Raw genomic sequence first — 24,767 nt, forward strand, 5'->3', positions numbered from 1 at the left:
TATCATGTGTTTTAAACTTTTCGCGTTTTTAGGTGCCTTACTTAAATATACCCGAAATAAAGTCGGTACTTACCCTAAATTAAAATGTTGTATGGGATACTCACGTTTCATGAAGAAAACTTTAAAATATCCATTATTGGCTTTCATGATCGCTGCGCTAATGAACGGTGCAGTTTTACCTGCTTATAGCGCAATTGAAGATACCTTACCCGATATAGGAACGACGGCGGGAGGCACTCTTAGTATCAACCAAGAAATTATTATGGGAGATGCAATCACACGCCAAATTCGCGCCAGCACCCCTCTTATTTATGACCCATTGTTAACCCAATATGTTAACAAACTTGGCATGCGGTTAGTGAAAAATGCAGACTCAGTTAAAACACCGTTTAAGTTCTACTTAGTCAACAACCCCAATATTAACGCATACGCCTATTTTGGGGGGAATGTCGTGCTGCACTCTGCATTATTTCGGTACAGCCAAAATGAAAGCCAGTTAGCCTCCGTCATGGCGCACGAAATATCTCACGTCACGCAAAGGCATCTCGCGCGAATGATGGAAGATCAGAAAAGCACCACGCCTCTCGCGATTGCTGGGACTATTGGTTCTTTACTGTTAGTCATGGCAAACCCTCAAGCTGGTTTTGCAGCATTAACCAGCACGATGGCTGGGGTGCAGCAAGGCATGATAAGCTTTACCCAAGCCAATGAGCAAGAAGCAGACCGCATTGGCCTACAAACGTTACGACGCTCAGGTTTTGACCCACACGCCATGGCTGATTTCATGCAAACCATGTCAGACCAAACCCGCTATATGTCTAAGCCCCCTGAAATCCTGCTAACGCACCCCTTACCGGATAGCCGTTTAGCGGATGCCAGAAACCGCTCGAACCAATACCCTAAAGTGAGTGTGCCTTCATCACTGGATTTTATGTTAGCTCGGGTTCGTATTTTGGCCATGTATAGCACAGATCAACACCATGCTTTAGACCAAATCATTGAGAATTATGGTAAAGGTTCTGCACAAGAACAGATTGCGGCTCAGTATGGTAAAGCATTACTCCTTTCCCAAGACAAAAAGTACGCAGAAGCTGGGAAAATCCTGACAGAACTATTAGCGAAACAACCCGATAACCCTTGGTTTATCGATAGTATGACGGATGTCGATATTGAACAACATCAAGTATCTAGAGCGGTCTCTCGTTTACAAAATGCATTGAAAAAAGCACCGAAAAACACCGTATTCATAGTCAACTTAGCCAATGCGTTGATTAACAATCATCAGTATAAAGAAGCAACAACCTTGTTGAATAAATATACGTTTGATTACCCTGATGACCCAATTGGCTGGGATTTACTGGCCGAGGCATCCGCAAAACAAGGTAAACGTACTGAAGAACTTGCTGCTTACGCAGAAGGAATGGCATTACGAGGGAATTATGACATTGCGATTAATTATCTCAGCGATGCTAGCCGCCAAAGCCGTTTAGGCAGTTACGAACAACAGCGCTATGACGCTCGCATTGATGCGCTTCGAAAACTACAATTACGCGATCAAAATGCAAAACCGTAAGGAATTAAAATAATGACGGATCCAATTAAGATTTACCACAACCCACGTTGCTCTAAAAGCCGTGAAACCTTAGCCCTTTTAACAGATAAAGGCATCACGCCAACCGTGGTTGAATATTTAAATACTCCTCCAAGCGCGGCTGAAATCAAAAAACTGCTTAAAATGCTAGGGTTCAAAGACGCACGCCAATTAATGCGTACCAAAGAAGAGTTATATAAAGAGTTAAAATTAGCCGATGACTCTTTAACTCAAGATCAACTCATCAAAGCGATGCATGAAAACCCTAAGTTGATTGAGCGCCCTATCGTTGTTAATGGGGATAAAGCACGTTTAGGCCGTCCACCTGAGCAAGTGTGTGAAATTTTATAATCTCTGTTTTGGCAGCTATATAGCTGCCAACTCATTTAATCGGTTAGAGTTTTAAAATATCTTTTACGAAAGGGATCGTTAATTTGCGCTGAGCAACGATGGATGCATGGTCAAGTTTGTTTAAAATATCAAACAAAGTTCCCATTTTTCTATCTAGACGTTTTAACACGAAACGGCACACATCTTCTGGTAACTCGAAACCACGAATACGAGCGCGTAATTGAAGAGCCCAAATCTTATCTTCATCACTGAGTGGATGCAGTTTATAAATTTGCCCCCAATCAAGGCGAGAGGCTAAATCGGGTAATTTCAGTTCAATTTGCCGCGGAGGCCTATCCCCAGTAATTAACAAACAAGTGCGGCCGATTTCTAAAATACGATTATATAGATTGAAAATCGCCATTTCCCACTCTTCATCACCCGCAATACACTGAATGTTATCAATACAAACGAGTGATAAATGCTCCATACCGTCTAGCACTTCAGGAACAAAATACGCACGCTTATCTAGAGGGACATAACCGACTGCAATACCTTGTTCAGACAGTTCTGCGCAAGCCGCATGTAATAAATGGCTTTTCCCACCACCTTCTCGCGACCAATAATAGATATAACTACCATGCGGTTGATTAATAGCAGACTGAATAGCAGACAGCAACGCCCCATTTTCCCCTGCATAAAAGCTTGCAAAGGTTTCATCATCTGGCAGATATAGTGGTAATGAAAGCTGTGATGGTGTGTTCAGAAGCGCCTCTGGCTGTATAAATCAATTTTCATCTCGCAGTTTACCATAAAAAATACGGATAGATGAATAACAACGGTCACCAAATGCCGCTCGAACAATCGAACGGCAATATGGAAGTTACTGTGACTTATTTTTTATTGCTATCAAGCTCTTGCACTTCAGATGTCACAAACTGCTTTTCAGGCCTAACAAACGTAATAAAGCGGAACAATAATGCCATAAAGATCCCGACTATCGTTGCCAGTGCCATACCTTTAAGTTCAGCTTGCCCAATATGGATAACCGCGCCACTGACACCAATAATTAAAATCACTGAGGTTAAAATCAAATTCTGTGGCTTGTTATAATCTACTTTTGAATCAATTAGCACGCGAATACCTGATGCACCAATCACCCCGTATAATAAGAGTGAAACCCCGCCCATTACAGGAACCGGCACTAACTGAATAGCCGCTGCTAACTTACCGACACAAGATAATAAAATGGCGATAATTGCAGCGCCACCAATCACCCAAGTACTGTATACCTTGGTAATGGCCATTACCCCAATGTTTTCACCATAAGTCGTATTCGGTGTTGAGCCAAAGAAACCTGAAATCACTGTAGAGAACCCATTGGCAAACATTGAGCGATGTAAACCTGGCGATTTCATTAAGTCACGTTCAACAATATTCGCAGTGACAACTAAGTGCCCTACGTGCTCAGCAATTACCACTAGAGCCGCAGGTAAAATAGTTAAAATGGCAAACCATTCGAAGCGTGGTGTATAAAATGTCGGGATAGCAAACCATGGCGCTTCAATAACAGGCGTGAAGTCCACAATACCCATAAAATAGGACAAAGCATAACCCGATAAAAAACCAATCAAAATCGGGATTATGGCTAGAAACCCACGGAAAACGACAGCGCAGAGGATAGTGACTGATAACGTCGTCAGGGAGATAATTAACGTATTTGAATCAACCACTGCGCCATCTTTAGGCAACAGCCCTGCCATACCTGCAGCCGTTTGAGCTAACTCTAAACCGATCACGGCCACGATTGCCCCCATTGCCGCTGGAGGGAACATCACGTTAATCCACCCTCTTCCTGCAACTTTAACAATCAATGCAACGATACAGAACAACACACCGCAAATAATAAAGCCGCCAAGCGCCAGTTCATAACCTAATGGTAGCAAAATCAGTACAGGGGAAATGAATGCAAAACTTGAACCTAAATAAGCTGGGATCTGCCCTTTACAAATAAATAGATACAGCAGCGTTCCTATCCCATTAAACAGCAAAATTGTCGCGGGGTTTACACCAAACAGAATGGGTACGATAACGGTTGCGCCAAACATAGCAAACAGATGTTGAAGGCTCAGTGGAATAGTTTGTAATAATGGTGGTCTTTCTTCAACACTGATGGTGCGACGAGTCATGTGACTTTATCCTCTTTTAGCGAAATGGCTAATCACTGAATAAGCAGTGAGTCTCTACAATTAATCAAAAAAAAGCCGACTTCTCAGTCGGCTTATCATTATTTAGTACCAAATATCTTGTCGCCGGCGTCACCGAGACCCGGAACGATATACCCCTCTTCATTTAAATACTCATCAATTGAAGCAGTGTATAATTCAACATCTGGATGCGCAGCTTCCAAAGCTTTTAAACCTTCTGGCGCGGCAACAAGGACTAAGATTTTAATTGAGGTACAACCCGCATTTTTTAATAAATCAATGGTGGCAATCATTGAGCCACCCGTTGCTAACATTGGGTCAACGACTAATGCCATACGTTCTTCAATGTTAGATGCGAGTTTTTGGAAATAAGGGACAGGCTGCAGTGTTTCTTCATCACGATAAACACCTACCACACTGATACGTGCACTTGGAATACTATCTAATACACCATTCATCATACCAATACCAGCACGGAGAATTGGTACTACAGTGATTTTCTTACCTTTAATTTGTTCTATTTCTACAGGACCACACCAACCATCGATAGTCACTTTTTCAGTTTCAAGGTCAGCAGTTGCTTCATAAGTCAGTAGGCTACCAACCTCTGAGGCCAGTTCACGAAAGCGTTTAGTGCTTATATCATGATCTCGCATCAGGCCGAGTTTATGTTTAACGAGAGGGTGTTTTACCTCAACGATCTTCATGGGTTTCTCCTACTATTTAAGACGGCGGCGGACAAAAAAATCGCCGGATTATACCTCTTTTAGCTTTAGTTGCCACTAGATAACGCTTGATTTTGGTCAAAACAACAACGATTAACACAATTTTTTTTAAAATTATACCTCATATCAGTTAAGTTGAAATTGGCCAAACCGCAAATTTGATTTAAATAAAACTATTTATTATTTCTCTGTACTGCTTTTTAGCTTTCATATCCTTTGATTATGAGTACCCAAAAATTTCCAACACAAAGCTATCGCAAACGTTTGCCTAGCCTGTTAGAATAATGTCAATGATGTTATTTTTCTCAAAAATGTAATTGCCTTGGGGGCCGTAGTGACTGATAAAACCTCTCTCAGCTATAAAGATGCCGGTGTTGATATTGATGCGGGTAACGCCTTGGTTGAACGTATTAAAGGTGTCGTAAAAGAAACCCGCCGCCCTGAAGTGATGGGCGGGCTTGGGGGATTCGGTGCATTATGTTCCCTACCGCAAAAATACCGTGAGCCTGTTTTAGTTTCAGGCACTGACGGTGTCGGTACCAAATTACGCTTAGCAATGGATTTAAAACGTCATGACTCCATTGGGATTGACCTTGTCGCTATGTGTGTCAATGATTTGATCGTTCAAGGCGCAGAGCCTCTGTTTTTCCTTGATTATTACGCGACCGGTAAACTGGACGTTGATACCGCTGCGAGTGTGATCACCGGTATCGCTGAAGGCTGTAAACAATCGGGTTGCGCGTTAGTTGGTGGTGAAACCGCAGAAATGCCGGGGATGTACCATGGTGAAGACTACGATGTGGCTGGTTTCTGTGTTGGCGTAGTTGAACGCTCAGAAATCATCGATGGCAGCAAAGTGAGTACTGGGGATGCTTTAATTGCCTTAGCGTCTAGCGGCCCTCATTCAAATGGCTATTCGTTAGTTCGCAAAATCCTTGAAGTCAGTCAAACTAACCCAGAAGAAACACAATTAGATGGGAAACCTTTAGCTGATCACTTATTAGAGCCAACACGCATTTACGTTAAAAATGTATTAGAACTGATCGCAAATAGCGATATCCACGCCATTGCACACATAACAGGTGGGGGTTTCTGGGAAAATATTCCTCGCGTACTCCCTGACAACACACAAGCAATTATTGACGGTAGCAGCTGGCAATGGCCTGCTGTCTTCAACTGGCTACAGCAAGCTGGTGATGTTAGCACTCACGAAATGTACCGTACGTTCAACTGTGGTGTCGGTATTATTATTGCCCTGCCACAACAGGAAGTCGCAAATGCGCTTGCTCTGCTGAACAAACTTGGTGAAAACGCATGGCAAATCGGTACCATTGGTGCATTACCCGCAGGTGAAGAGCAGGTTGTGATCCGCTAATGAAAAAAATTGTTGTCCTCATTTCTGGCAGTGGCAGTAATTTACAATCATTGATTGATAGCTGCCACTCTGGGGCAATTGGCGCTCAAATTGTTGCTGTTATCAGCAATCAAGAAAATGCTTATGGTCTTGTTCGAGCACAACAGGCTGAGATCCCAGCCTGTTATTTAGATGCGAAACAGTATACTGACCGCCAAGCCTATGATGCTGCCTTACTCGCACAAGTTGACCAATTTCAGCCTGATTTAGTCGTGTTAGCCGGTTTTATGCGCATTTTATCAGCCCAATTCGTCAACCATTTTGCGGGTAAATTACTCAATATCCATCCCTCTTTATTGCCTAAATACCCCGGTTTACACACACATCGTAAAGCGTTGGAAAATGGGGATAAAGAGCATGGTACATCCGTTCATTTCGTTACTGAAGAGCTGGATGGCGGGCCGGTTATTTTACAGGCCAAAGTGCCTATCTTTGAGCAAGATAGCGAAGACGATATTATCGAGCGGATAAAAACCCAAGAACATGCGATTTATCCTTTAGTCGTTGAGTGGTTCATCAGTGGCCGATTAACGATGCAAAAAGGCAAAGCCGTGTTAGATAACAAAATTTTACCGCAACAAGGTTATGCTAACGAGTAACCTTCGTAACCGCGAAAAATATAGATTTAAGGGTGGATATCCACCCTTTTTTCGTCGTATTTCACATGGAATAACATAAAACAGTATTGAGTTAAACCGCTTCCCCCTAAGTAAAATGAATTATTTTTCAACAAGGTGATAATCTCTCTGTGCTGTGTCATTATTTTATCGTAAATAAATGTTATCCTTATAATCGAAAAACAAAACATTTTTCCTAACTAAATAGAGGTATTTTTATGACTACCGGGCAAGTTCATCCGTTTAGGTTGCGCCCACTTGAACGTGAAGATTTAGCATTTATTCACCAGCTTGATAATAATGCCAGTGTTATGCGTTATTGGTTTGAAGAACCTTACGAAGCTTTTGTTGAATTAAGCGATCTTTATGATAAACATATTCATGACCAGTCTGAACGCCGCTTTATTGTAGAAAATGACAGTGAGAAAGTTGGCCTAGTCGAATTGGTAGAAATTGATTATATTCACCGACGCTCTGAATTTCAGATTATCATTGCACCAAGCCATCAAGGTCATGGCTATGCGAGTCGTGCTGCAAAATTAGCAATGGACTACGCGTTTTCCGTACTAAACTTATATAAACTTTATCTTATTGTTGATAAAGAAAATGTCAAAGCTATCCATATTTATAATAAACTAGGCTTCCATACTGAAGGCGAACTGATCGACGAATTCTTTGTTAATGGTCGTTATCATACTGCTATCCGTATGTGTATTTTTCAGCAGCAGTATTTTACGATGAAACAACAACTTGCAAACCCAGAAAGTGTTATTACCCAAGATAAAGCAATTAAACAACACATTTAGCTAACTGACTGGTATCATAGCCATAAAGTAACAAGAGTCTAATACGGAGTTAGAATGTCCCAAGAACGTCTCTATCATGAAAAAGAGTTAAGCTGGCTGTCTTTTAACGAACGAGTTTTACAAGAAGCAGCCGATAAGCGTAACCCTCTTATTGAACGAATGCGTTTTTTGGGAATTTATTCCAATAACTTAGACGAATTTTATAAAGTCCGCTTCGCCGACGTCAAACGCCGTATTTTAATTAATGAAGAACGGGGTTCGGCAAGCGGTGCTCGCCACTTGCTAAAGAGAATTCAGTCAAGAGTCGCCAAACAAGAACAAGAGTTCGACATTCTCTATAATGACTTACTATTGGAAATGGCGCGTAATCAAATATTCTTGATTAACGAACGCCAAATTTCTCCACGCCAGCAGATTTGGTTACGTCAATATTTCCGGCAGAATCTGCGTCAGCATATTACGCCAATATTAATTAACCCTGATACCAATCTCGTTGAATTTCTAAAAGATGACTACACTTATCTTGCCGTTGAAATCATCAATGGTAACCAAATTCAATATGCACTATTGGAAATTCCATCCGATAAAGTACCTCGGTTTGTTAACCTACCGCCTGAAATGCCAAAGCGTCGCAAATCAATGATTTTAATTGACAATATCCTTCGTTATACACTGGATGAAATTTTCAAAGGCTTCTTTGATTACGATAAGCTCAATGCCTATTCGATGAAAATGACGCGTGATGCAGAGTACGACATCGCAACAGAGATGGAATCGAGCTTACTTGAGATAATGTCATCCACATTAAAACAGCGTTTAACCGCAGAGCCTGTCCGTTTTGTCTATCAACGTGATATGCCTGACGAAATGGTTGCTCTTTTACGTGAAAAACTGGGGTTATCCAGTGATGACTCAGTGATTGCTGGCGGTCGCTATCACAATTTTAAAGATTTTATTAACTTCCCGAATGAGGGAAATAAAAACTTATTAAACAAGCCATTGCCAAGGCTGCGTCATCGTTGGTTTGATAATTTTCGTAACGGTTTCGATGCCATTCGTGAACGTGATGTGCTGTTGTATTATCCCTACTATACCTTTGAACATACTTTAGAATTATTGCGCCAAGCGTCTTTTGACCCGAATGTATTGTCGATTAAAATTAATATTTACCGTGTCGCGAAAGACTCACGTATTATCGATTCCGTTATCCATGCCGCCCATAATGGAAAAAAAGTCACGGTAGTCGTTGAGTTACAAGCACGGTTTGATGAAGCCGCCAATATTCATTGGGCTAAACGGTTAACGGAGGCGGGCGTGCATGTAATTTTTTCCGCGCCTGGGCTTAAAATCCATGCGAAATTGTTTATTATCTCACGCATGGAAGAAGGCCAAATCGTTCGCTATGCCCATATTGGTACGGGTAATTTTAACGAAAAAACTGCTCGGCTTTATACCGATTACTCCCTACTTACTGCAAATGAGCTGATCACCAACGAAGTTCGTCGGGTATTTAGCTTTATTGAGAACCCTTACCGCCCAGTGACTTTCGATAATTTAATGGTGTCTCCACAAAATACACGGATCCGTTTAATGGCCTTAATTGACCAAGAAATCGAGAATGCGCTCGCTGAACGGCCCAGTGGCATTACATTAAAAATCAATAATTTAGTCGACAAAGAGTTAACTGACAAACTGTATGATGCCTCCAATGCGGGTGTCAAAATTCGTTTGTTAGTCAGGGGGATGTGCTCTTTAGTGGCGGGTCAAGCTGGCTACAGTGAAAATATTCAAGTAACTAGTATTGTTGACCGCTTCCTTGAGCATGACCGTGTCTATGTTTTCACCAATGCGGGTGACGAAAAAGTCTTTATTTCCTCCGCTGACTGGATGACGCGCAATATTGACTACCGCATTGAAGTTGCCGTTAGCTTAGTCGACCCACATTTAAAACAGCGGGTGTTGGATATTTTAGAGCTGCAATTTAGCGATACCGTAAAAGCACGTTATGTTGACAAAGATTTAAGTAATCATTATGTTCCACGCGGAAACAAACGAAAAATCCAAGCCCAGCTTGCTGTGTATGATTATTTAAAATCAATCGAAACACCTGATACAAGAGCTTAAAAATATGCCAATAACCGACGCCTCAACACCGAGACCACAAGAAATTGCGGCTATAGATTTGGGCTCCAACAGTTTTCATATGGTCATTGCCCGTATTGTTAACGGTGCATTGCAAGTTCTCACCCGTTTAAAAAAACGTGTTCACCTAGCGGATGGTCTGAGTGACACGAATGAATTAAGTGAAGAAGCCATGGAGCGTGGGCTTGCCTGCCTCGCGTTGTTTGCCGAACGGTTGCAAGGTTTTTCCCCTGAAAATGTGTGTATTGTTGGCACCCATTCATTACGTGTCGCAACCAATGTAAAACTGTTTTTACAACGTGCTAAAGAAATCATGCCCTATCCTATTGAAATCATTTCAGGCCAAGAAGAAGCTCGATTGATTTTTATGGGCGTTGAACATACCCAACCCGAGAAAGGTCGCAAATTAGTACTTGATATCGGTGGCGGTTCAACTGAGTTAGTCATTGGTGAAAAGTTTGAACCGCTTTTGATTGAAAGCCGCCGGATGGGCTGTGTGAGCTTTGCTCGCACTTACTTCCCAAATGAAGAAATTAACCCTGAGTTTTTTAATCGAGCCTACCTAGGGGCTTGCTTAAAGCTAGAAAGCACCGCGATTTTATTTAAGAAACAAACTTGGGATGTGGCGATGGGCGCCTCTGGCACCATCAAAGCTGCCCATAGTGTGATACAAGAATTAGGCTATAAAGACGGTATTATCACCCGTGAACGCCTTATCGAAATCAAGCAAATGGCGTTGAAATATAAGTCATTTAGCGCACTAAATATACTCGGTCTCTCTAATGAACGTAAGCACGTATTTGTTCCAGGTTTAGCCATTTTACTTGCCGTATTTGATTCCTTAGAAATTAAAGAGTTACGTTTATCTGATGGTGCATTGCGTGAAGGTGTTTTATATGAAATGGAAGGCCGCTTTCGCCACCAAGATATCCGTCAGCGTACTGCATTAAGCCTTGCTGAGCACTATAATATCGATAGGGAGCAAGCTAAACGCGTATTAAAAACGATGGAAGAGCTCTATTTCCAGTGGGGGCAACAAAACCCTAAGCAGCTCAATCCACAATTGGAATCCATTTTAATATGGGCGGTTATGCTTCATGAAGTCGGGTTAAGTATTAATCATAGTGGCATGCACCGCCATTCTGCTTATATATTGCAAAATACCAACTTACCGGGTTTTAACCAAGAACAGCAGTTATTACTGGCAACATTGGTACGAAACCATCGAAGGGCTATCAAGTATGACGATATCCCTAAATTTAATTTATTTAAAAGAAAACAATTTATGCCGCTTATTCAAATTTTGCGGCTAGCCATTTTGTTAAATAATCAACGCCAATCTACAACAATCCCTTCTTCGTTACGGATAGAAACGGATGATGGGCACTGGACTCTCTATTTACCATCTGAATATCTCGCGCAAAATGCATTGATGTTATTAGATTTAGAAAAGGAAAGTGGCTATTGGGAAGATGTTCCCGGTTGGTCGTTAACTATTTGTGCAGAAAATGAGTAATTTGCGGCCATTATTGTAGTGATTTGTTCTTATTATTCATCTTTGATGACTTAAAAATCACCGCTTATTTGACTCAACTATTTGATATATTATTTAAATAGGCGACAATAATGATAATAAATTTCGTCCGCTCGCAGGCGAATTCATAAAAAGCGCTTTTGCGCTGCTATTGCTTTAAGGATTAAAATGTCACAATCTGCTTTCTCAACCGATGCGTTGCCAACAGTCAACCCGCATTCACAAAAACTGGCACATATTCGCCAGCAAATCCTGACGTTATTTTTAGACGACGAAGAGTTCGTCCATGCGCTTGTTGAAAATGACCAACACGTCAGTATTGATGACAAAGCAATTAGTGAAAAAATTAGTCTTGTAAAAGAATTGCTACTTGATTTACACACTGCGGATATCGCCGATATCTTAGAAATGCTCCCTTATGATGAGCGTCTTGCGTTATGGCGTCTTGTTGATAACAACGAACGTGGTGAAGTGTTAGTTGAGGCTTCCGTTTCTGTTTGGGATAGCCTAATCAAGGATATGTCTGACAGAGAGCTATTGCGCGCAGTTGCTAGCTTACATGTCGACGAACAAGCCTATATTGCTGAGCATTTACCCCGTGACACCATGCGTCGGCTCCTTACCTACTTAGAACCTAGCCTACGTAGCCGCATTCGCGAAGTTTTACAATATGCGAAAGATAGCGTCGGCCAAATGATGGATTTTGAATTCGTCACCGTACGCCCAAATGTAACGTTAAAGACAGTTCAACGTTATTTACGCCAACGTGGCAAGGTTCCAGAAGCGACCGATAAAATTTTCGTTGTCGATAACAATAATTATCTACAAGGTGAATTGCCACTAACCACTATTTTAACGCAATCCCCTGAAAAAATAGTCGCTGACGTTATGAAAACCGACACTGTGACCTTCTTACCGGATGAAAAAGGCGAAGATGCAGCGAGTGCGTTCGAACGTTATGACTTAATTTCTGCGGCTGTTGTCGATAACAGCGGCCTACTAATGGGCCGCCTGACGGTTGAAGATATCGTTGATAATATTAGTGAAGAAAACGATAACAGCATTCGTCGTATGGGGGGGTTAAGCCCTGAAGAAGACGTTTTCGCCCCTGTCGGCCAAGCCGTTAAAACCCGTTGGACATGGTTAGCCATTAACTTATGTACCGCCTTTGTCGCTTCACGTGTGATTGGCGTTTTTGAAGATACGATTTCCCAATTGGTTGCCCTTGCCACATTAATGCCTATTGTTGCAGGAATTGGCGGTAATACGGGGAACCAGACCATTACCATGATTGTTCGTGCCATTGCCCTGCACCAAATACAAAACAACAGTTTCTCTTTCTTAATGTTAAGGGAGCTTGGTGTCGCCTTTATTAATGGGGTTGTTTGGGGAGGAATAATGGGTGTGGTCACCTATTTCCTGTATGGCGATATCGCTATGGGCGCAGTCATGACATTAGCGATGATCTTAAACTTGTTAATGGCCGCGATTATGGGGGTGCTGATCCCACTCATTATGCTGAAAATGGGCAAGGACCCTGCTATCGGTTCTAGCGTGATGATCACCGCTATCACAGATACAGGCGGTTTCTTTATTTTCCTTGGTTTAGCCACTCTTTTCCTCGTTTAAATTTGCTTTGCACGCGTCCTGTGTCCCTGCTGGGCGCGTGTGATTTACAAAACACTCCCTCCAACAATAAAACCCAGCTAAAAAACCAAAATTCCACAAACAGCCATTTCATTTATCTGCTAATTAAATGCTTTTATAGTTATTTAGTTTATCTTGATTAATAAAATTAATTATAATAGAAAATAATTAGGTAATATTTACTTACTATAATTCAGTAAGAATTTATTAAATTAAATATTATTAACACTATAACTGGCTAATTTAAATATACGATATTCTGCAAAATTAATATTATTAACATCATATAAGGTTATTTATCGTCACACCAAATCAATAACCTAACAAAAGCAAACTAACTGGAATGTTGAGCTTGTTTTTGGGGTTGAGGTTTACAGAATATAGAATTTCCTGCTATAAATATACACATGCAAAAAAGATACTGTGTATTAAACTAAGTTATACCCACCCAACGTTTTATACCTCTTATCTGCACCAATAAAAATGATTAGCTCATTATTATGAGCCAATGCTTATTATTTTGAATTTATGCAATTTAGTATTTCAGGTAGTTAGAAGGAAACTATAATGACACCGCAAACCGCCAGCCAGCCCTCTGCGAGGCCTTTGGGCAAAGAAGACTATAAAACATTAGGCTTATCCTCTTTAGGGGGAACTCTTGAGTTTTACGACTTCGTTATCTTTGTTTTTTACGCAAAAATTATTTCCCAGCTATTTTTCCCAGGGGATAACGAATTTCTCGCACTAATGGCAACACTGGGTCTATTTGCAGCAGGTTACCTTGCCCGCCCTCTTGGTGGCATTATTATGGCTCACTTCGGGGATAAAATTGGCCGCAAGAAAATGTTTACCCTCAGTATTTTCTTAATGGCATTTCCAACATTTGTTATTGGTTTCTTACCTACTTTTGAAACCATTGGTGCTGCCGCGCCATTATTACTGCTGTTAATGCGTATTATGCAAGGTGCCGCGATTGGTGGTGAAATGCCAGGTGCCTGGGTATTCATTGCAGAACATACACCAAAACAACGCTATGGCTTAGGGGTTGGTACACTGACTTCTGGGATCACTGGTGGTATTTTATTAGGCTCTATCGTCGCCATTATTATTGAGCGTTCTTATAGCACAACTGAAATTCATGATTTTGCATGGCGTATTCCATTTATTCTTGGTGGTATTTTTGGGTTTATTTCTGTGTATTTACGTCGCTTTTTACAAGAAACTCCGATATTCAAAGAACTGGCAGCCAAAAAAGCCTTATCACAAGAGTTACCAGTCAAAACCGTCATTAAATCTCATAAACAAGCTTGTATGATCACCGCTGCACTGACGTGGTCATTATCAACCGCCATCGTTGTGACCATTTTGATGACACCTGATGTTGTGTTAAAAGGGATCTATAACATTGACCGTAATATTGCATTGCAAGCCAACTGTGCAGCGACTTTAACCTTAACATTAGGCTGTATCTTCTGGGGTTGGTTAGGCGATAAAACTGGCACACGTACCTCAATGACTTTATCGTGGGGTGGGTTAGCCGTAACCGCAATTTACTTCTATTCGTCATTATCCACTGATATTGCTGCAAGTACGTTGATTTTCAACTATGGTTTGATGGGCTTCTTTGTTGGTGCGATTGCAACCACACCGATTATCAGTACCCGCGCATTTCCACCTGAAATTCGCTACTCTGGCCTGTCATTCGCTTACAATGTGGCTTATGCAATTTTTGGTGGTTTAACACCAATATTGACCGGAGCTTGGTTGCAGCAGTCTCACATGGCACCGGCTTATTATGTCGCTGGCGTCTCATTATTAGCGGTTGCTGTGGCCTTTATCCCATTATCTTGGAAGGGGTGGACCGTCAATTCTGAGCCTTCAAACGAAAAATCTGCAGTCCTAAACACTTCTAGTCTATAAAATCTATTGCACCCTATTTATTAGGGTGCAAATCTATTTCATAAAAAAGTTAATTTCGCCTACTCCCACCTTTACAAGCGCAGAAGCCGATAAGTACAGAAATTGACACTTATTCATATTTCCTCCATTTTTTTTTGTACCTATCACGTTAAACTACTAATATGTCTAACTGACTCTTTTTTGTTAGTTTTTTAGTATACAGCCTGACGGATCTCATCCACTTTTTTGAGTTAAGCGAATTACCCAAAATGAATAAACAAAAACAACGTAAACCTTTTATTCGCTCTGCCATTTTTATTGCCATTATTGCGGCAGCTGGCGCTTCTTGGTATTTTTATCATCAAGAAAAACAATCAGATACACAATCTACTGATGCGGTAGCAAAACCGAATTCACAGCGAAGCGCAATGGGCCGCCCACCACGTGTTTTAGCTCCTGTGCAGTTTGCCGTGGCTGAACAAAAAGTTGTTCCTCGCTTTTTATCAGGTTTAGGCACAGTACAGGCTGCAAATGTTGTCACAGTAACCAGCCGTGTTGAAGGCCAGTTAATGCAGCTGTATTTTACCGAGGGGCAACACGTCAATAAGGGAGATTTATTGGCACAAATTGACCCTCGCCCATTTGAAGTTCAGCTATCACAAGCGGAAGGCCAATTGGCTAAAGACAAAGCAACATTAGCGAATGCACAATTAGATTTAGTTCGTTATCAAAAGCTTGCTGGTACTAAAGTGATTTCGCAACAAGAGCTAGATAACCAAAAAGCGGCGGTCTTACAGGCTCAAGGCAGTATTAAAGTCGACCAAGCAGCCGTCGACAACGCCAAACTTCAGTTAACCTACAGTAAAATTACCGCTCCAATTTCAGGGCGTGTTGGTTTAAAACAAGTGGATGTCGGAAACTTTATCTCTGCGGGAACCTCAACCCCTCTTGTTGTTATCACGCAAACTCAACCTGCAGATGTCCTTTTTGCGTTACCTGAAGGCGATATTCCCGCTATCCAACAGGCCCAATCCTCTGGTGAGAAAGTGTTGATTGAAGCTTGGGACAGAAACAATATCGCGCTAATCGCAAGTGGTGAGCTACTCAGTACTGATAACCAAATTGATGCCGCGACAGGCACGCTGAAAATAAAAGCGCGCTTTACTAATGAAGAAGAAAAACTTTTTCCAAATCAATTTGTTAACGTAAAAATGCAAGTTGAAACGCTACAAAATGCTGTGGTGATCCCAACAGCAGCACTGCAAATGGGTAATGAAGGCCATTATGTCTGGATATTAAGTGATGATAATAAAGTCAGCAAACACAATGTAACCGTGGGTATGCAAGACAGCCAACAAGTGGTTATTGAAAGCGGACTTGCTGCAAATACCAAAGTCATCACCGATGGTGTTGATAAACTCACCGATGGCACAACGGTTGAAGTCGTTACCCCTGAAAGCATTGCCAAAAAAGAGCCTCGCAAAGGTAAACCGAATAGCGCGGAGAAAGCGTAATGCAGCCTGAAATGTTAAAAGGCGGTGGGCCTTCTCGTTTATTTATTTTGCGCCCTGTTGCTACCACATTATTCATGGTGGCTATATTACTTGCAGGGATCATCGGCTATCGCTTCTTACCTGTTTCAGCCCTGCCCGAAGTCGATTACCCGACAATTCAAGTTGTTACCCTTTACCCGGGAGCCAGCCCCGATGTGATGACCTCTGCGGTGACTGCGCCATTGGAAACACAGTTTGGGCAAATGTCGGGTCTTAAACAGATGTCATCGCAAAGTTCAGGGGGAGCATCAGTTATCACATTAATGTTCCAATTAACGTTACCTCTAGAGGTTGCGGAACAAGAAGTTCAAGCTGCGATTAACTCCGCCAGTAGCTTACTGCCTTCTGATTTACCTTATCCTCCGATTTATAATAAGGTTAACCCTGCTGACCCGCCTGTTCTCACCTTAGCGGTTACCTCTGATGCAATGCCGTTAACGCAGGTACAGGATATTATTGAAACGCGAATTGCCCAGAAAATATCCCAAGTTAATGGGGTAGGCTTAGTCACCTTAGCGGGTGGCCAGCGACCTGCTGTTCGCGTGAATTTAAACCCACAAGCCATGGCAGCCAAAGGGCTGGATAGCGAAACGATCCGCCTTGCCATTAACAATGCAAACGTCAACTCCGCCAAAGGGAGCTTCGATGGCCCTACGCGGGCGGTTACACTTTCTGCTAACGACCAAATGAAGTCACTTGACGACTATCGTCAACTTATTGTGGCCTTCCAAAATGGTGCGCCAGTGCGTTTAGGTGATATCGCAACGATTGCACAAGGGGCTGAAAATGCCTATTTAGGGGCATGGGCGAATAATGAACAAGCGATTGTGATCAATGTTCAGCGGCAGCCCGGCGCTAACGTGATTGAAACCACCGATACCATTCGTTCGCTGTTACCTGAATTAATTGAAAGTTTACCTAAATCGGTTAATGTCGATATTTTAACTGATAGAACCAGTACCATTCGAGCGTCCGTTAATGATGTACAGTTTGAGTTAATGTTAGCTATTGCCCTCGTGGTGATGGTGATTTACTTGTTTTTACGCAATGGAATTGCCACCTTAATACCAGGCATTGCCGTACCACTGTCGCTCGTTGGTACTTTTGCTGTGATGTACTTTTGTGGTTTTTCTGTCAACAACCTCACGCTAATGGCTTTAACCATCGCCACCGGTTTTGTGGTCGATGATGCGATTGTGGTGATTGAAAATATTTCTCGCTATTTAGAAAAAGGCGATAAACCACTGGTCGCTGCACTCAAAGGGGCAGGTGAAATCGGGTTTACCATTATCTCCCTCACCTTTTCTTTGGTTGCGGTGTTAATTCCTCTGTTATTTATGGGGGATATTGTCGGTCGGTTATTCCGCGAATTTGCCATTACCTTGGCTGTGGCTATTTTGATCTCCGCTGTCGTCTCTTTGACGTTAACCCCAATGATGTGCGCCCGTTTATTAAAACCGGAGTCACAACATAAACATAACCGTTTTGAACTAGCGTGTGAGCGCTTTTTTGACCATATGGTTGCTGGATACGCAATTTGGTTAAAGCGTATTCTTAATCACCAATGGTTAACCCTTTCTGTGGCACTTGGCACCATGGTACTGACTGTTTTGCTGTATATGTGGATCCCAAAAGGGTTTTTCCCGTTGCAAGACAGTGGAATTATTCAAGGCTCAATTGAAAGCCGTCAATCCATTTCTTTTGATGCCATGGCTCAGAAGCAGCAAGAAGTCGCATCAAAGCTATTAGCAGATCCTGCGGTCGACAATGTCACCACCTATGTGGGGGTTGATGGGAATAACCCAACATTAAACAATGCACGCTTGCAAATTACCTTAAAGCCCCTTGATCAGCGTGAAGATAGAGTGGTGGCGATTATTGATCGTCTACAACAATCCGTGGATAACATTGCAGGGGTGAATTTATATCTGCAACCCATGCAAGATCTCACCATCGATACGCAAGTTGCACGGACGCAGTATCAATTCACTTTACAAGCCGGTTCACTAGAGGAATTAACCACTTGGGTTCCACGCTTGTTAGACGCCCTAGAACAACAACCTGAACTCACTGATGTCAGTAGTGATTGGCAAAATAAAGGGCTAGTTGCTTATGTGAATGTAAACCGCGATACAGCAAGCCGTTTTGGTATCACGATGTCAGCCATTGATAACGCTTTATATAATGCATTTGGACAGCGAATGATTTCGACTATCTATACGCAGTCAAATCAATATCGTGTGATATTAGAACATGACACACAAACCCGTGATGGTATGGATGCGCTGAATGATATCCGTCTAAAAGGCACTGATGGAGCCATTGTGCCACTGAGCACTTTAGTGAATATTCAAGAAGGTAATGGGCCATTAGCCATTAATCACCTCGACCAATTCCCCGCTGTGACATTCTCGTTTAATGTGGCGGATGGCGCTTCGCTTGAGTCAGCCGTCAATGCCGTCAAATTGGCCGAATCACAAATTGCTATGCCAAAATCCATTACCACACAATTCCAAGGGGCGACTTTAGCCTTTGAAGCGGCATTAAGCAGCACTATTTGGTTAATTGCAGCTGCGATTGTGGCGATGTATATCGTATTGGGCATTTTATATGAAAGTTTCATTCACCCGATTACTATTTTGTCTACCCTACCGACAGCCGGGGTTGGCGCACTACTCGCTTTAATGATGGCAGGGAAAGATCTTGATGTTATTGCGGTCATCGGCATCATCTTATTAATTGGTATCGTGAAAAAGAATGCCATTATGATGATTGACTTTGCCCTTGCGGCAGAGCGTGAACAGGGAATGTCCCCTTATGATGCCATCTACCAAGCATGCTTGCTGCGTTTTCGCCCAATTTTAATGACCACCATGGCGGCCTTGCTGGGTGCCTTACCATTGATGCTAAGTACCGGTGTCGGTGCTGAATTACGCCAGCCATTAGGAATTTGTATGGTTGGCGGCTTAATTATGAGCCAAATCCTCACTTTATTTACCACACCGGTTATTTACTTATTGTTCGACCGTCTTTCTCATTACTTTAAAGACCGTCGCCAAGCGAAGAAGGCACAGGTGTCATAATGAAGCGCTTCTTTGCTCTGTTTATTAGCCGCCCGGTAGCAACCACGCTTATTAGCGTCGCGATTACCTTGTGTGGTGCCCTCAGTTTTCTGTTTTTACCGGTTTCTCCGTTGCCTCAAGTGGATTACCCTGTGATTAACGTGACAGCGTCACTTCCTGGGGCATCACCCGAAACCATGGCCTCCTCCGTAGCGACGCCGCTTGAACGCTCTTTAGGCAGTATTGCAGGTATTAGTGAAATGACCTCAAGCAGTGCGCTTGGTCGAACCACCATTACCCTTGAATTTAATCTCGACAAAGACATTAATAACGCGGCACGTGAAGTGCAAGCCGCGATTAATGCCGCACAGAACTTATTGCCCAGCGGAATGCCAAGCCGCCCACGTTATTACAAGTCAAACCCGTCTGATGCGCCAATTATGATTTTGACCATGACCTCAGACACCCTGAATACTGGTGAGATTTATGATATTGCTTCAACGCGCTTAGCCCAACGAATTGCCCAAATTGAAGGGGTTAGTGAAGTTTCAGTTGGTGGCGGCTCGCTCCCTGCCGTGCGGGTTGAACTCAACCCAACTGCCCTATTTAATCAAGGGGTTTCCCTTGATGCCGTGCGCTCAGCCATCAGTAGTGCTAACGTTCGCCAACCGCAAGGCTATATCAATGATGACGAAAAACGTTATCAAGTACAGACTAATGATGAGTTAAAAAAAGCGGCAGATTATCGGCCAATTATTGTTCATTATAGTCAAGGCAATGCTGTAAAGCTCAGCGATGTCGCCAATGTTAAAGATTCCATTGAAAACGTACGCGCTGCCGGTATGGCAGACGGTAAACCGGCTATTTTGATTGTTATTCGCCGCGAAGCGGGTGCCAATATCATTGAAACAGTGAATCGAATTCGTGCTGAGTTACCTGAATTCAATGACATGATCCCTGCCGCCATTGAGCTAAAAGTGGCACAAGACCGGACACCAACCATCCGCGCATCTTTAGCTGAAGTTGAACGCGCCTTACTGATTGCCGTTGCCTTGGTGATCCTCGTGGTGCTGTTGTTCCTACGTTCAGGTCGCGCTACTTTGATCCCTGCAATTGCCGTCCCCGTTTCATTGATTGGAACTTTTACAGCCATGTATTTATGTGGCTTTAGTTTAAATAACTTGTCATTGATGGCATTAACGGTTGCGACGGGTTTTGTGGTTGATGATGCCATTGTCGTATTAGAAAATATCTCGCGTCATATCGAAAATGGTAAAAAACCGTTTATTGCGGCGGTTAAAGGCGTGCATGAAGTCGGCTTTACCGTCGTTTCCATGAGTATTTCCTTAGTGGCTGTTTTTATTCCGCTACTGCTTATGGATGGACTGGTCGGCCGTTTATTCCGCGAATTTGCCATTACCCTTGCAACCGCTATCGGTATTTCTTTGGTGATCTCATTAACGCTCACCCCTATGATGTGTGCTTACTTACTGAAGAAACGCCCTCACAACGTCAAAGCCAAGCATCGTGGGTTTGGCCGTGTGTTATTGCGTTTGCAAGAAAGTTATGGCGTTGCTTTAAAATGGGTGCTTGGACATCGCCGTAGTGTTCTCGCGGTGCTATTTGCCACAATCGGCTTAAACGTTTACCTGTATGTCACCGTTCCAAAAACGTTCTTCCCTGAACAAGACACTGGCCGAGTGCTGGGCTTTGTTCGCGCAGACCAAAGCATTTCATTCCAGTCGATGAAAGAGAAAATGACCCGTTTTATGCAGCAAGTTAAAGCCGACCCAGCGACAGATAATGTCACCGGCTTTACTGGCGGTAGTCGGGTAAATAGCGGTTTTATGTATATTTCATTAAAGCCACTGAGTGAACGCACGGAAAGCTCAGCTGAAGTCATTAATCGATTACGCGCGAAATTAGCCAATGAACCGGGGGCTAACCTGTTTATGATGCCAGTGCAAGATATTCGAGTCGGTGGCCGACAAGCCAATGCCAGCTACCAGTTTACCCTGCTTGCAGATGAGCTTTCTGCATTACGTGACTGGGAACCTGCTATCCGTAAAGCACTTGGCGAATTACCACAGCTGACCGATGTGAACTCCGATAAGGAAGACAAAGGCGCAGAAATGGCGCTCACCTACGACAGGGACTTAATGGCCCAATTAGGTATTGATGTTCGTGAAGCCAACAGCTTGCTCAACAATGCATTTGGTCAGCGCCAAGTTTCCACTATTTATGAAGCAATGAACCAATATAAAGTGGTGATGGAAGTTGCCCCTGAATATACGCAAGATGTCAGCTCCCTCGATAAGATGTTTGTTATCAATAAAGATGGTGAAGCGATCCCTATGTCTTATTTTGCGCGTTGGCAGCCTGCCAATGCCCCATTAAGCGTGAATCACCAAGGGCTATCAGCGTCATCCACTATTGCGTTTAATGTCGCAGACGGTTATACCTTAAATGATGCCATTGTCGAAATTGAAAAAACCATGACCGCACTTGGCGTGCCATCAACAGTAAGAGGCTCTTTTGCAGGAACGGCACAGATATTCCAAGAAACCTTACAATCACAATTGTTTTTAATCTTAGCCGCCATCGTGACTGTTTATTTAGTACTGGGCATATTGTATGAAAGTTATATTCATCCACTGACTATTTTATCAACCCTCCCTTCTGCAGGAGTCGGTGCATTACTAGCCCTTGAACTATTCGACACTCCATTTAGTTTAATCGCCTTAATTGGCATCATGCTATTAATTGGGATCGTCAAGAAGAACGCCATTATTATGGTGGATTTCGCTATTCAAGCACAAAGAACGGCGGGTTTAACGGCCCAAGAAGCCATTTTCCGTGCCTGTTTATTACGTTTTCGCCCGATTGTAATGACGACACTCGCGGCCATTTTTGGTGCTCTACCGTTAATGCTAGGTAGTGGTGATGGTGCGGAATTACGCCAGCCCCTCGGGATCACGATTGTCGGTGGCTTAATAATGAGCCAATTACTGACCTTATTTACCACTCCTGTTGTGTATTTAAGTTTTGATAGCTTGAGACAACGTTGGCTGCGAAAAAAATCATTAACGCAGAAAATCGCGGAGAATAACCATGAAGCTTAGGTTGAATAGTGTAAGCACTCGGCTTTTTTTGGCTATTTTTGCAACATGCTTATTGCTAGTGCTGATTATGCACCAAGGCGTACGCATGAGCTTTCAACACGGCTTTATTGATTATATAAAGGAAAATGACCAACAGCGTGTTGAGCTGGTTTCTTCCGCCCTTGCGGAACAGTATGAAGAGATGGGCAATTGGGGTTTTCTAATTGGTAATGAACGCATTTTCTTTCGTATTTTGCGCTCAGTAGAGCACCAACAACACCGTGGCCCTATGCGCCAGCGTTGGCGAACAATTTTTTGGGTTTATGATACACAGGACAAGCTGATTTTCGGACAAGACACGCCTTTACCTAGCAAAGTACTCCGTGAACCTATTATTACCAGCAAGGGAGATACCGTCGGCTGGCTTGTTGCCAGTTATGAAACGGGGATTAGCAGCGCCCTTGACCGCCGTTTTGATACCAAACAGATGTACACTAGCTGGATCATCGCTGGGCTGTCTTTATTTGTGGCTCTGGTTGCCACATTGTTCCTTGCCCGTAGTTTTTTAAAACCCATCAAGCGGTTACTCGAAGGCACTAACCGGCTCGCCAATGGTGACTTTGCTACGCGGGTTCCTGAATCTGGCCGCGATGAGCTTGGGCAACTGGCTAAAGATTTTAACCATCTGGCCTCGACCCTTGAAAAAAACGAACAAATGCGGCGTGATTATATGGCGGATATTTCCCATGAACTCCGCACGCCGTTGTCAGTTCTACGAGGCGAATTAGAAGCGGTGCAAGATGGCGTTCGGCAAGCCACTCCCGAAACAATTAATTCCCTACTCAATGAAACCCAAACTTTAATTAAGCTGGTTAATGACCTCCACCAGCTCTCGTTATCGGATAGAGGCTCATTGGTCTACCGTATGCAACTTACCGATATCATTCCTTTAATTGAAATGGCAATAGGCCAAGCTCGCTGGCGGTTAGAAGACCAACAACTTTCGGTTGAACGGCAATTTATTGCGCAAGGCTACGTATTTGCAGACCCTGACCGCATCACCCAGTTGTTCTATAATTTAATGGAAAACAGCTTACGCTATACCGATCCGCACGGTAAAATTGCCATCCAAGTCACACAAGACCAACACCAGCTCAATATAATTTGGCAAGATAGCGCCCCAGGGCTTACTGCTGAGCAATGCCAACATTTATTTGAGCGTTTTTACCGCGCTGAAGGCTCTCGTAATCGTGCCAGTGGCGGCTCCGGTTTAGGTCTGGCCATTTGCTATAATATTGTTGAGGCTCATCATGGTACAATTTCCGCGACACCGTCATCATTAGGTGGTGTCAAAATTACCATTAATTTACCGATTCAATTAAAAGATAAAGGGTTATGATCATGGCTGAACAGAGCAATATCCCTATTTTGGTTGTGGAAGATGAACCCAAATTAGGCCAACTGCTGTTTGACTATTTACACGCTGCAAACTATCAACCCGCATTAATTGCGCGTGGTGATGAAGTTATCGACTATGTTAAACAACATCAACCCGCACTTATTTTATTAGATTTAATGTTACCCGGTATGGACGGCATATCCGTGTGCCGTGAACTGCGAAAATTTAGTGATGTTCCCATTATTATGGTGACAGCAAAAACTGAAGAAATTGATCGCTTATTAGGGTTAGAAATTGGGGCTGATGACTATATTTGTAAACCCTTTAGCCCGCGAGAAGTTGTGGCTCGTGTCAAAACCATTTTACGTCGTTGCCAGCCAAACATGGCAGCGCACAACAGCCAAACGAATAACGATAACCAAACCAAACTGATTATTGATGAAAATGCTTTTCAAGTACGCTATGGCTCACAGTTACTTGAACTGACACCCGCTGAATTTCGGTTACTCAAATTTATGTCTGACAATGCGGGTATGGTGTTTTCCCGTGACCAGTTACTGGATATCTTATATGACGACCACCGCGTAGTCACTGACCGTACCATTGATAGCCACGTCAAAAATTTACGCCGTAAATTAGAATCTCTCGATAACGAAAAAACCTTTATTCGCTCAATATATGGTCTTGGCTACCGTTGGGATGAATATTAACTAACCAATAGACATACTATTTTTGTGGGA

At 42.8% G+C, this 24,767-nt stretch carries 16 protein-coding genes and 1 pseudogene; 14 read left to right on the forward strand and 3 right to left on the reverse strand.

Features of this window, described 5'->3' with window-relative positions:
• Positions 1-109: 109 nt before the first annotated feature.
• Both PR800_RS05655 and arsC read left to right on the forward strand, forming a co-directional pair.
• Positions 110-1,573, forward strand: coding sequence for a beta-barrel assembly-enhancing protease (locus PR800_RS05655; RefSeq protein WP_166264791.1), 1,464 nt, complete (start codon positions 110-112; stop codon positions 1,571-1,573).
• Between the two features lie 12 nt (positions 1,574-1,585).
• Positions 1,586-1,942: an arsenate reductase (glutaredoxin) gene (arsC, locus tag PR800_RS05660; protein WP_102139827.1), complete on the forward strand. Its 357-nt coding sequence runs from the start codon at positions 1,586-1,588 to the stop codon at positions 1,940-1,942.
• A 43-nt stretch (positions 1,943-1,985) separates the two neighbouring features.
• On the opposite strand, the gene hda is transcribed toward arsC, so the two are convergent.
• From hda to upp, 3 genes are all read right to left on the reverse strand, one after another.
• Positions 1,986-2,705 (reverse strand): DnaA inactivator Hda, encoded by a 720-nt coding sequence (gene hda / locus PR800_RS05665; RefSeq protein WP_102139826.1) that lies wholly within the window; start codon positions 2,703-2,705, stop codon positions 1,986-1,988.
• A gap of 109 nt (positions 2,706-2,814) precedes the next feature.
• Positions 2,815-4,110 carry a uracil permease gene (uraA, locus tag PR800_RS05670; RefSeq protein WP_102139825.1) on the reverse strand — a complete coding sequence of 432 codons (1,296 nt, stop codon included), beginning with the start codon at positions 4,108-4,110 and terminating at the stop codon, positions 2,815-2,817.
• Between the two features lie 98 nt (positions 4,111-4,208).
• Positions 4,209-4,835: a uracil phosphoribosyltransferase gene (gene upp, locus PR800_RS05675; RefSeq protein WP_004253541.1), complete on the reverse strand. Its 627-nt coding sequence runs from the start codon at positions 4,833-4,835 to the stop codon at positions 4,209-4,211.
• Positions 4,836-5,187: 352 nt separating this feature from the next.
• On the opposite strand from upp, the gene purM reads away from it, so the two are divergent.
• The 12 genes and pseudogenes from purM (at position 5,188) to baeR (ending at position 24,737) form a co-directional block, all read left to right on the forward strand.
• A complete protein-coding gene (gene purM, locus PR800_RS05680; protein ID WP_272530373.1) occupies positions 5,188-6,228 on the forward strand; it encodes a phosphoribosylformylglycinamidine cyclo-ligase in 1,041 nt (346 codons plus the stop codon).
• The gene (gene purN, locus PR800_RS05685) at positions 6,228-6,866 is read left to right on the forward strand and encodes a phosphoribosylglycinamide formyltransferase (protein WP_210842928.1); all 639 of its coding nucleotides are present in this window, start codon (positions 6,228-6,230) and stop codon (positions 6,864-6,866) included. The genes purM and purN overlap by 1 nt, the downstream gene beginning before the upstream one ends.
• 236 nt (positions 6,867-7,102) lie before the next feature.
• A complete protein-coding gene (speG, locus tag PR800_RS05690; protein WP_102139822.1) occupies positions 7,103-7,690 on the forward strand; it encodes a spermidine N1-acetyltransferase in 588 nt (195 codons plus the stop codon).
• Between the two features lie 54 nt (positions 7,691-7,744).
• Positions 7,745-9,814 carry a polyphosphate kinase 1 gene (ppk1, locus tag PR800_RS05695; protein ID WP_102139821.1) on the forward strand — a complete coding sequence of 690 codons (2,070 nt, stop codon included), beginning with the start codon at positions 7,745-7,747 and terminating at the stop codon, positions 9,812-9,814.
• A gap of 4 nt (positions 9,815-9,818) precedes the next feature.
• Positions 9,819-11,348, forward strand: a complete 1,530-nt coding sequence (locus PR800_RS05700; protein WP_206276769.1) for an exopolyphosphatase — start codon at positions 9,819-9,821, stop codon at positions 11,346-11,348.
• A gap of 360 nt (positions 11,349-11,708) precedes the next feature.
• Positions 11,709-12,995 (forward strand): annotated as a pseudogene (gene mgtE, locus PR800_RS05705) (magnesium transporter); the annotation flags it as partial.
• Between the two features lie 585 nt (positions 12,996-13,580).
• Positions 13,581-14,933: an MFS transporter gene (locus tag PR800_RS05710; protein WP_102139818.1), complete on the forward strand. Its 1,353-nt coding sequence runs from the start codon at positions 13,581-13,583 to the stop codon at positions 14,931-14,933.
• Between the two features lie 248 nt (positions 14,934-15,181).
• The gene (locus tag PR800_RS05715) at positions 15,182-16,426 is read left to right on the forward strand and encodes an MdtA/MuxA family multidrug efflux RND transporter periplasmic adaptor subunit (RefSeq protein ID WP_102139817.1); all 1,245 of its coding nucleotides are present in this window, start codon (positions 15,182-15,184) and stop codon (positions 16,424-16,426) included.
• On the forward strand, positions 16,426-19,548 hold the full coding sequence (locus tag PR800_RS05720; RefSeq protein ID WP_166264773.1) for an MdtB/MuxB family multidrug efflux RND transporter permease subunit: 3,123 nt from the start codon (positions 16,426-16,428) through the stop codon (positions 19,546-19,548). Before PR800_RS05715 ends, PR800_RS05720 begins: the two co-directional genes overlap by 1 nt.
• Entirely contained in the window at positions 19,548-22,649 is a 3,102-nt protein-coding gene (gene mdtC / locus PR800_RS05725; RefSeq protein WP_272530374.1) for a multidrug efflux RND transporter permease subunit MdtC, read from the forward strand. Before PR800_RS05720 ends, mdtC begins: the two co-directional genes overlap by 1 nt.
• Positions 22,639-24,027: a two-component system sensor histidine kinase BaeS gene (baeS, locus tag PR800_RS05730; protein ID WP_102139814.1), complete on the forward strand. Its 1,389-nt coding sequence runs from the start codon at positions 22,639-22,641 to the stop codon at positions 24,025-24,027. Before mdtC ends, baeS begins: the two co-directional genes overlap by 11 nt.
• Positions 24,024-24,737 carry a two-component system response regulator BaeR gene (gene baeR / locus PR800_RS05735; RefSeq protein ID WP_102139813.1) on the forward strand — a complete coding sequence of 238 codons (714 nt, stop codon included), beginning with the start codon at positions 24,024-24,026 and terminating at the stop codon, positions 24,735-24,737. The genes baeS and baeR overlap by 4 nt, the downstream gene beginning before the upstream one ends.
• The last annotated feature ends 30 nt before the right edge of the window (positions 24,738-24,767 follow it).

The organism is Providencia sp. PROV205 (genome assembly GCF_028479505.1).
GTDB classification, from domain to species: Bacteria; Pseudomonadota; Gammaproteobacteria; order Enterobacterales; family Enterobacteriaceae; genus Providencia; species Providencia huaxiensis.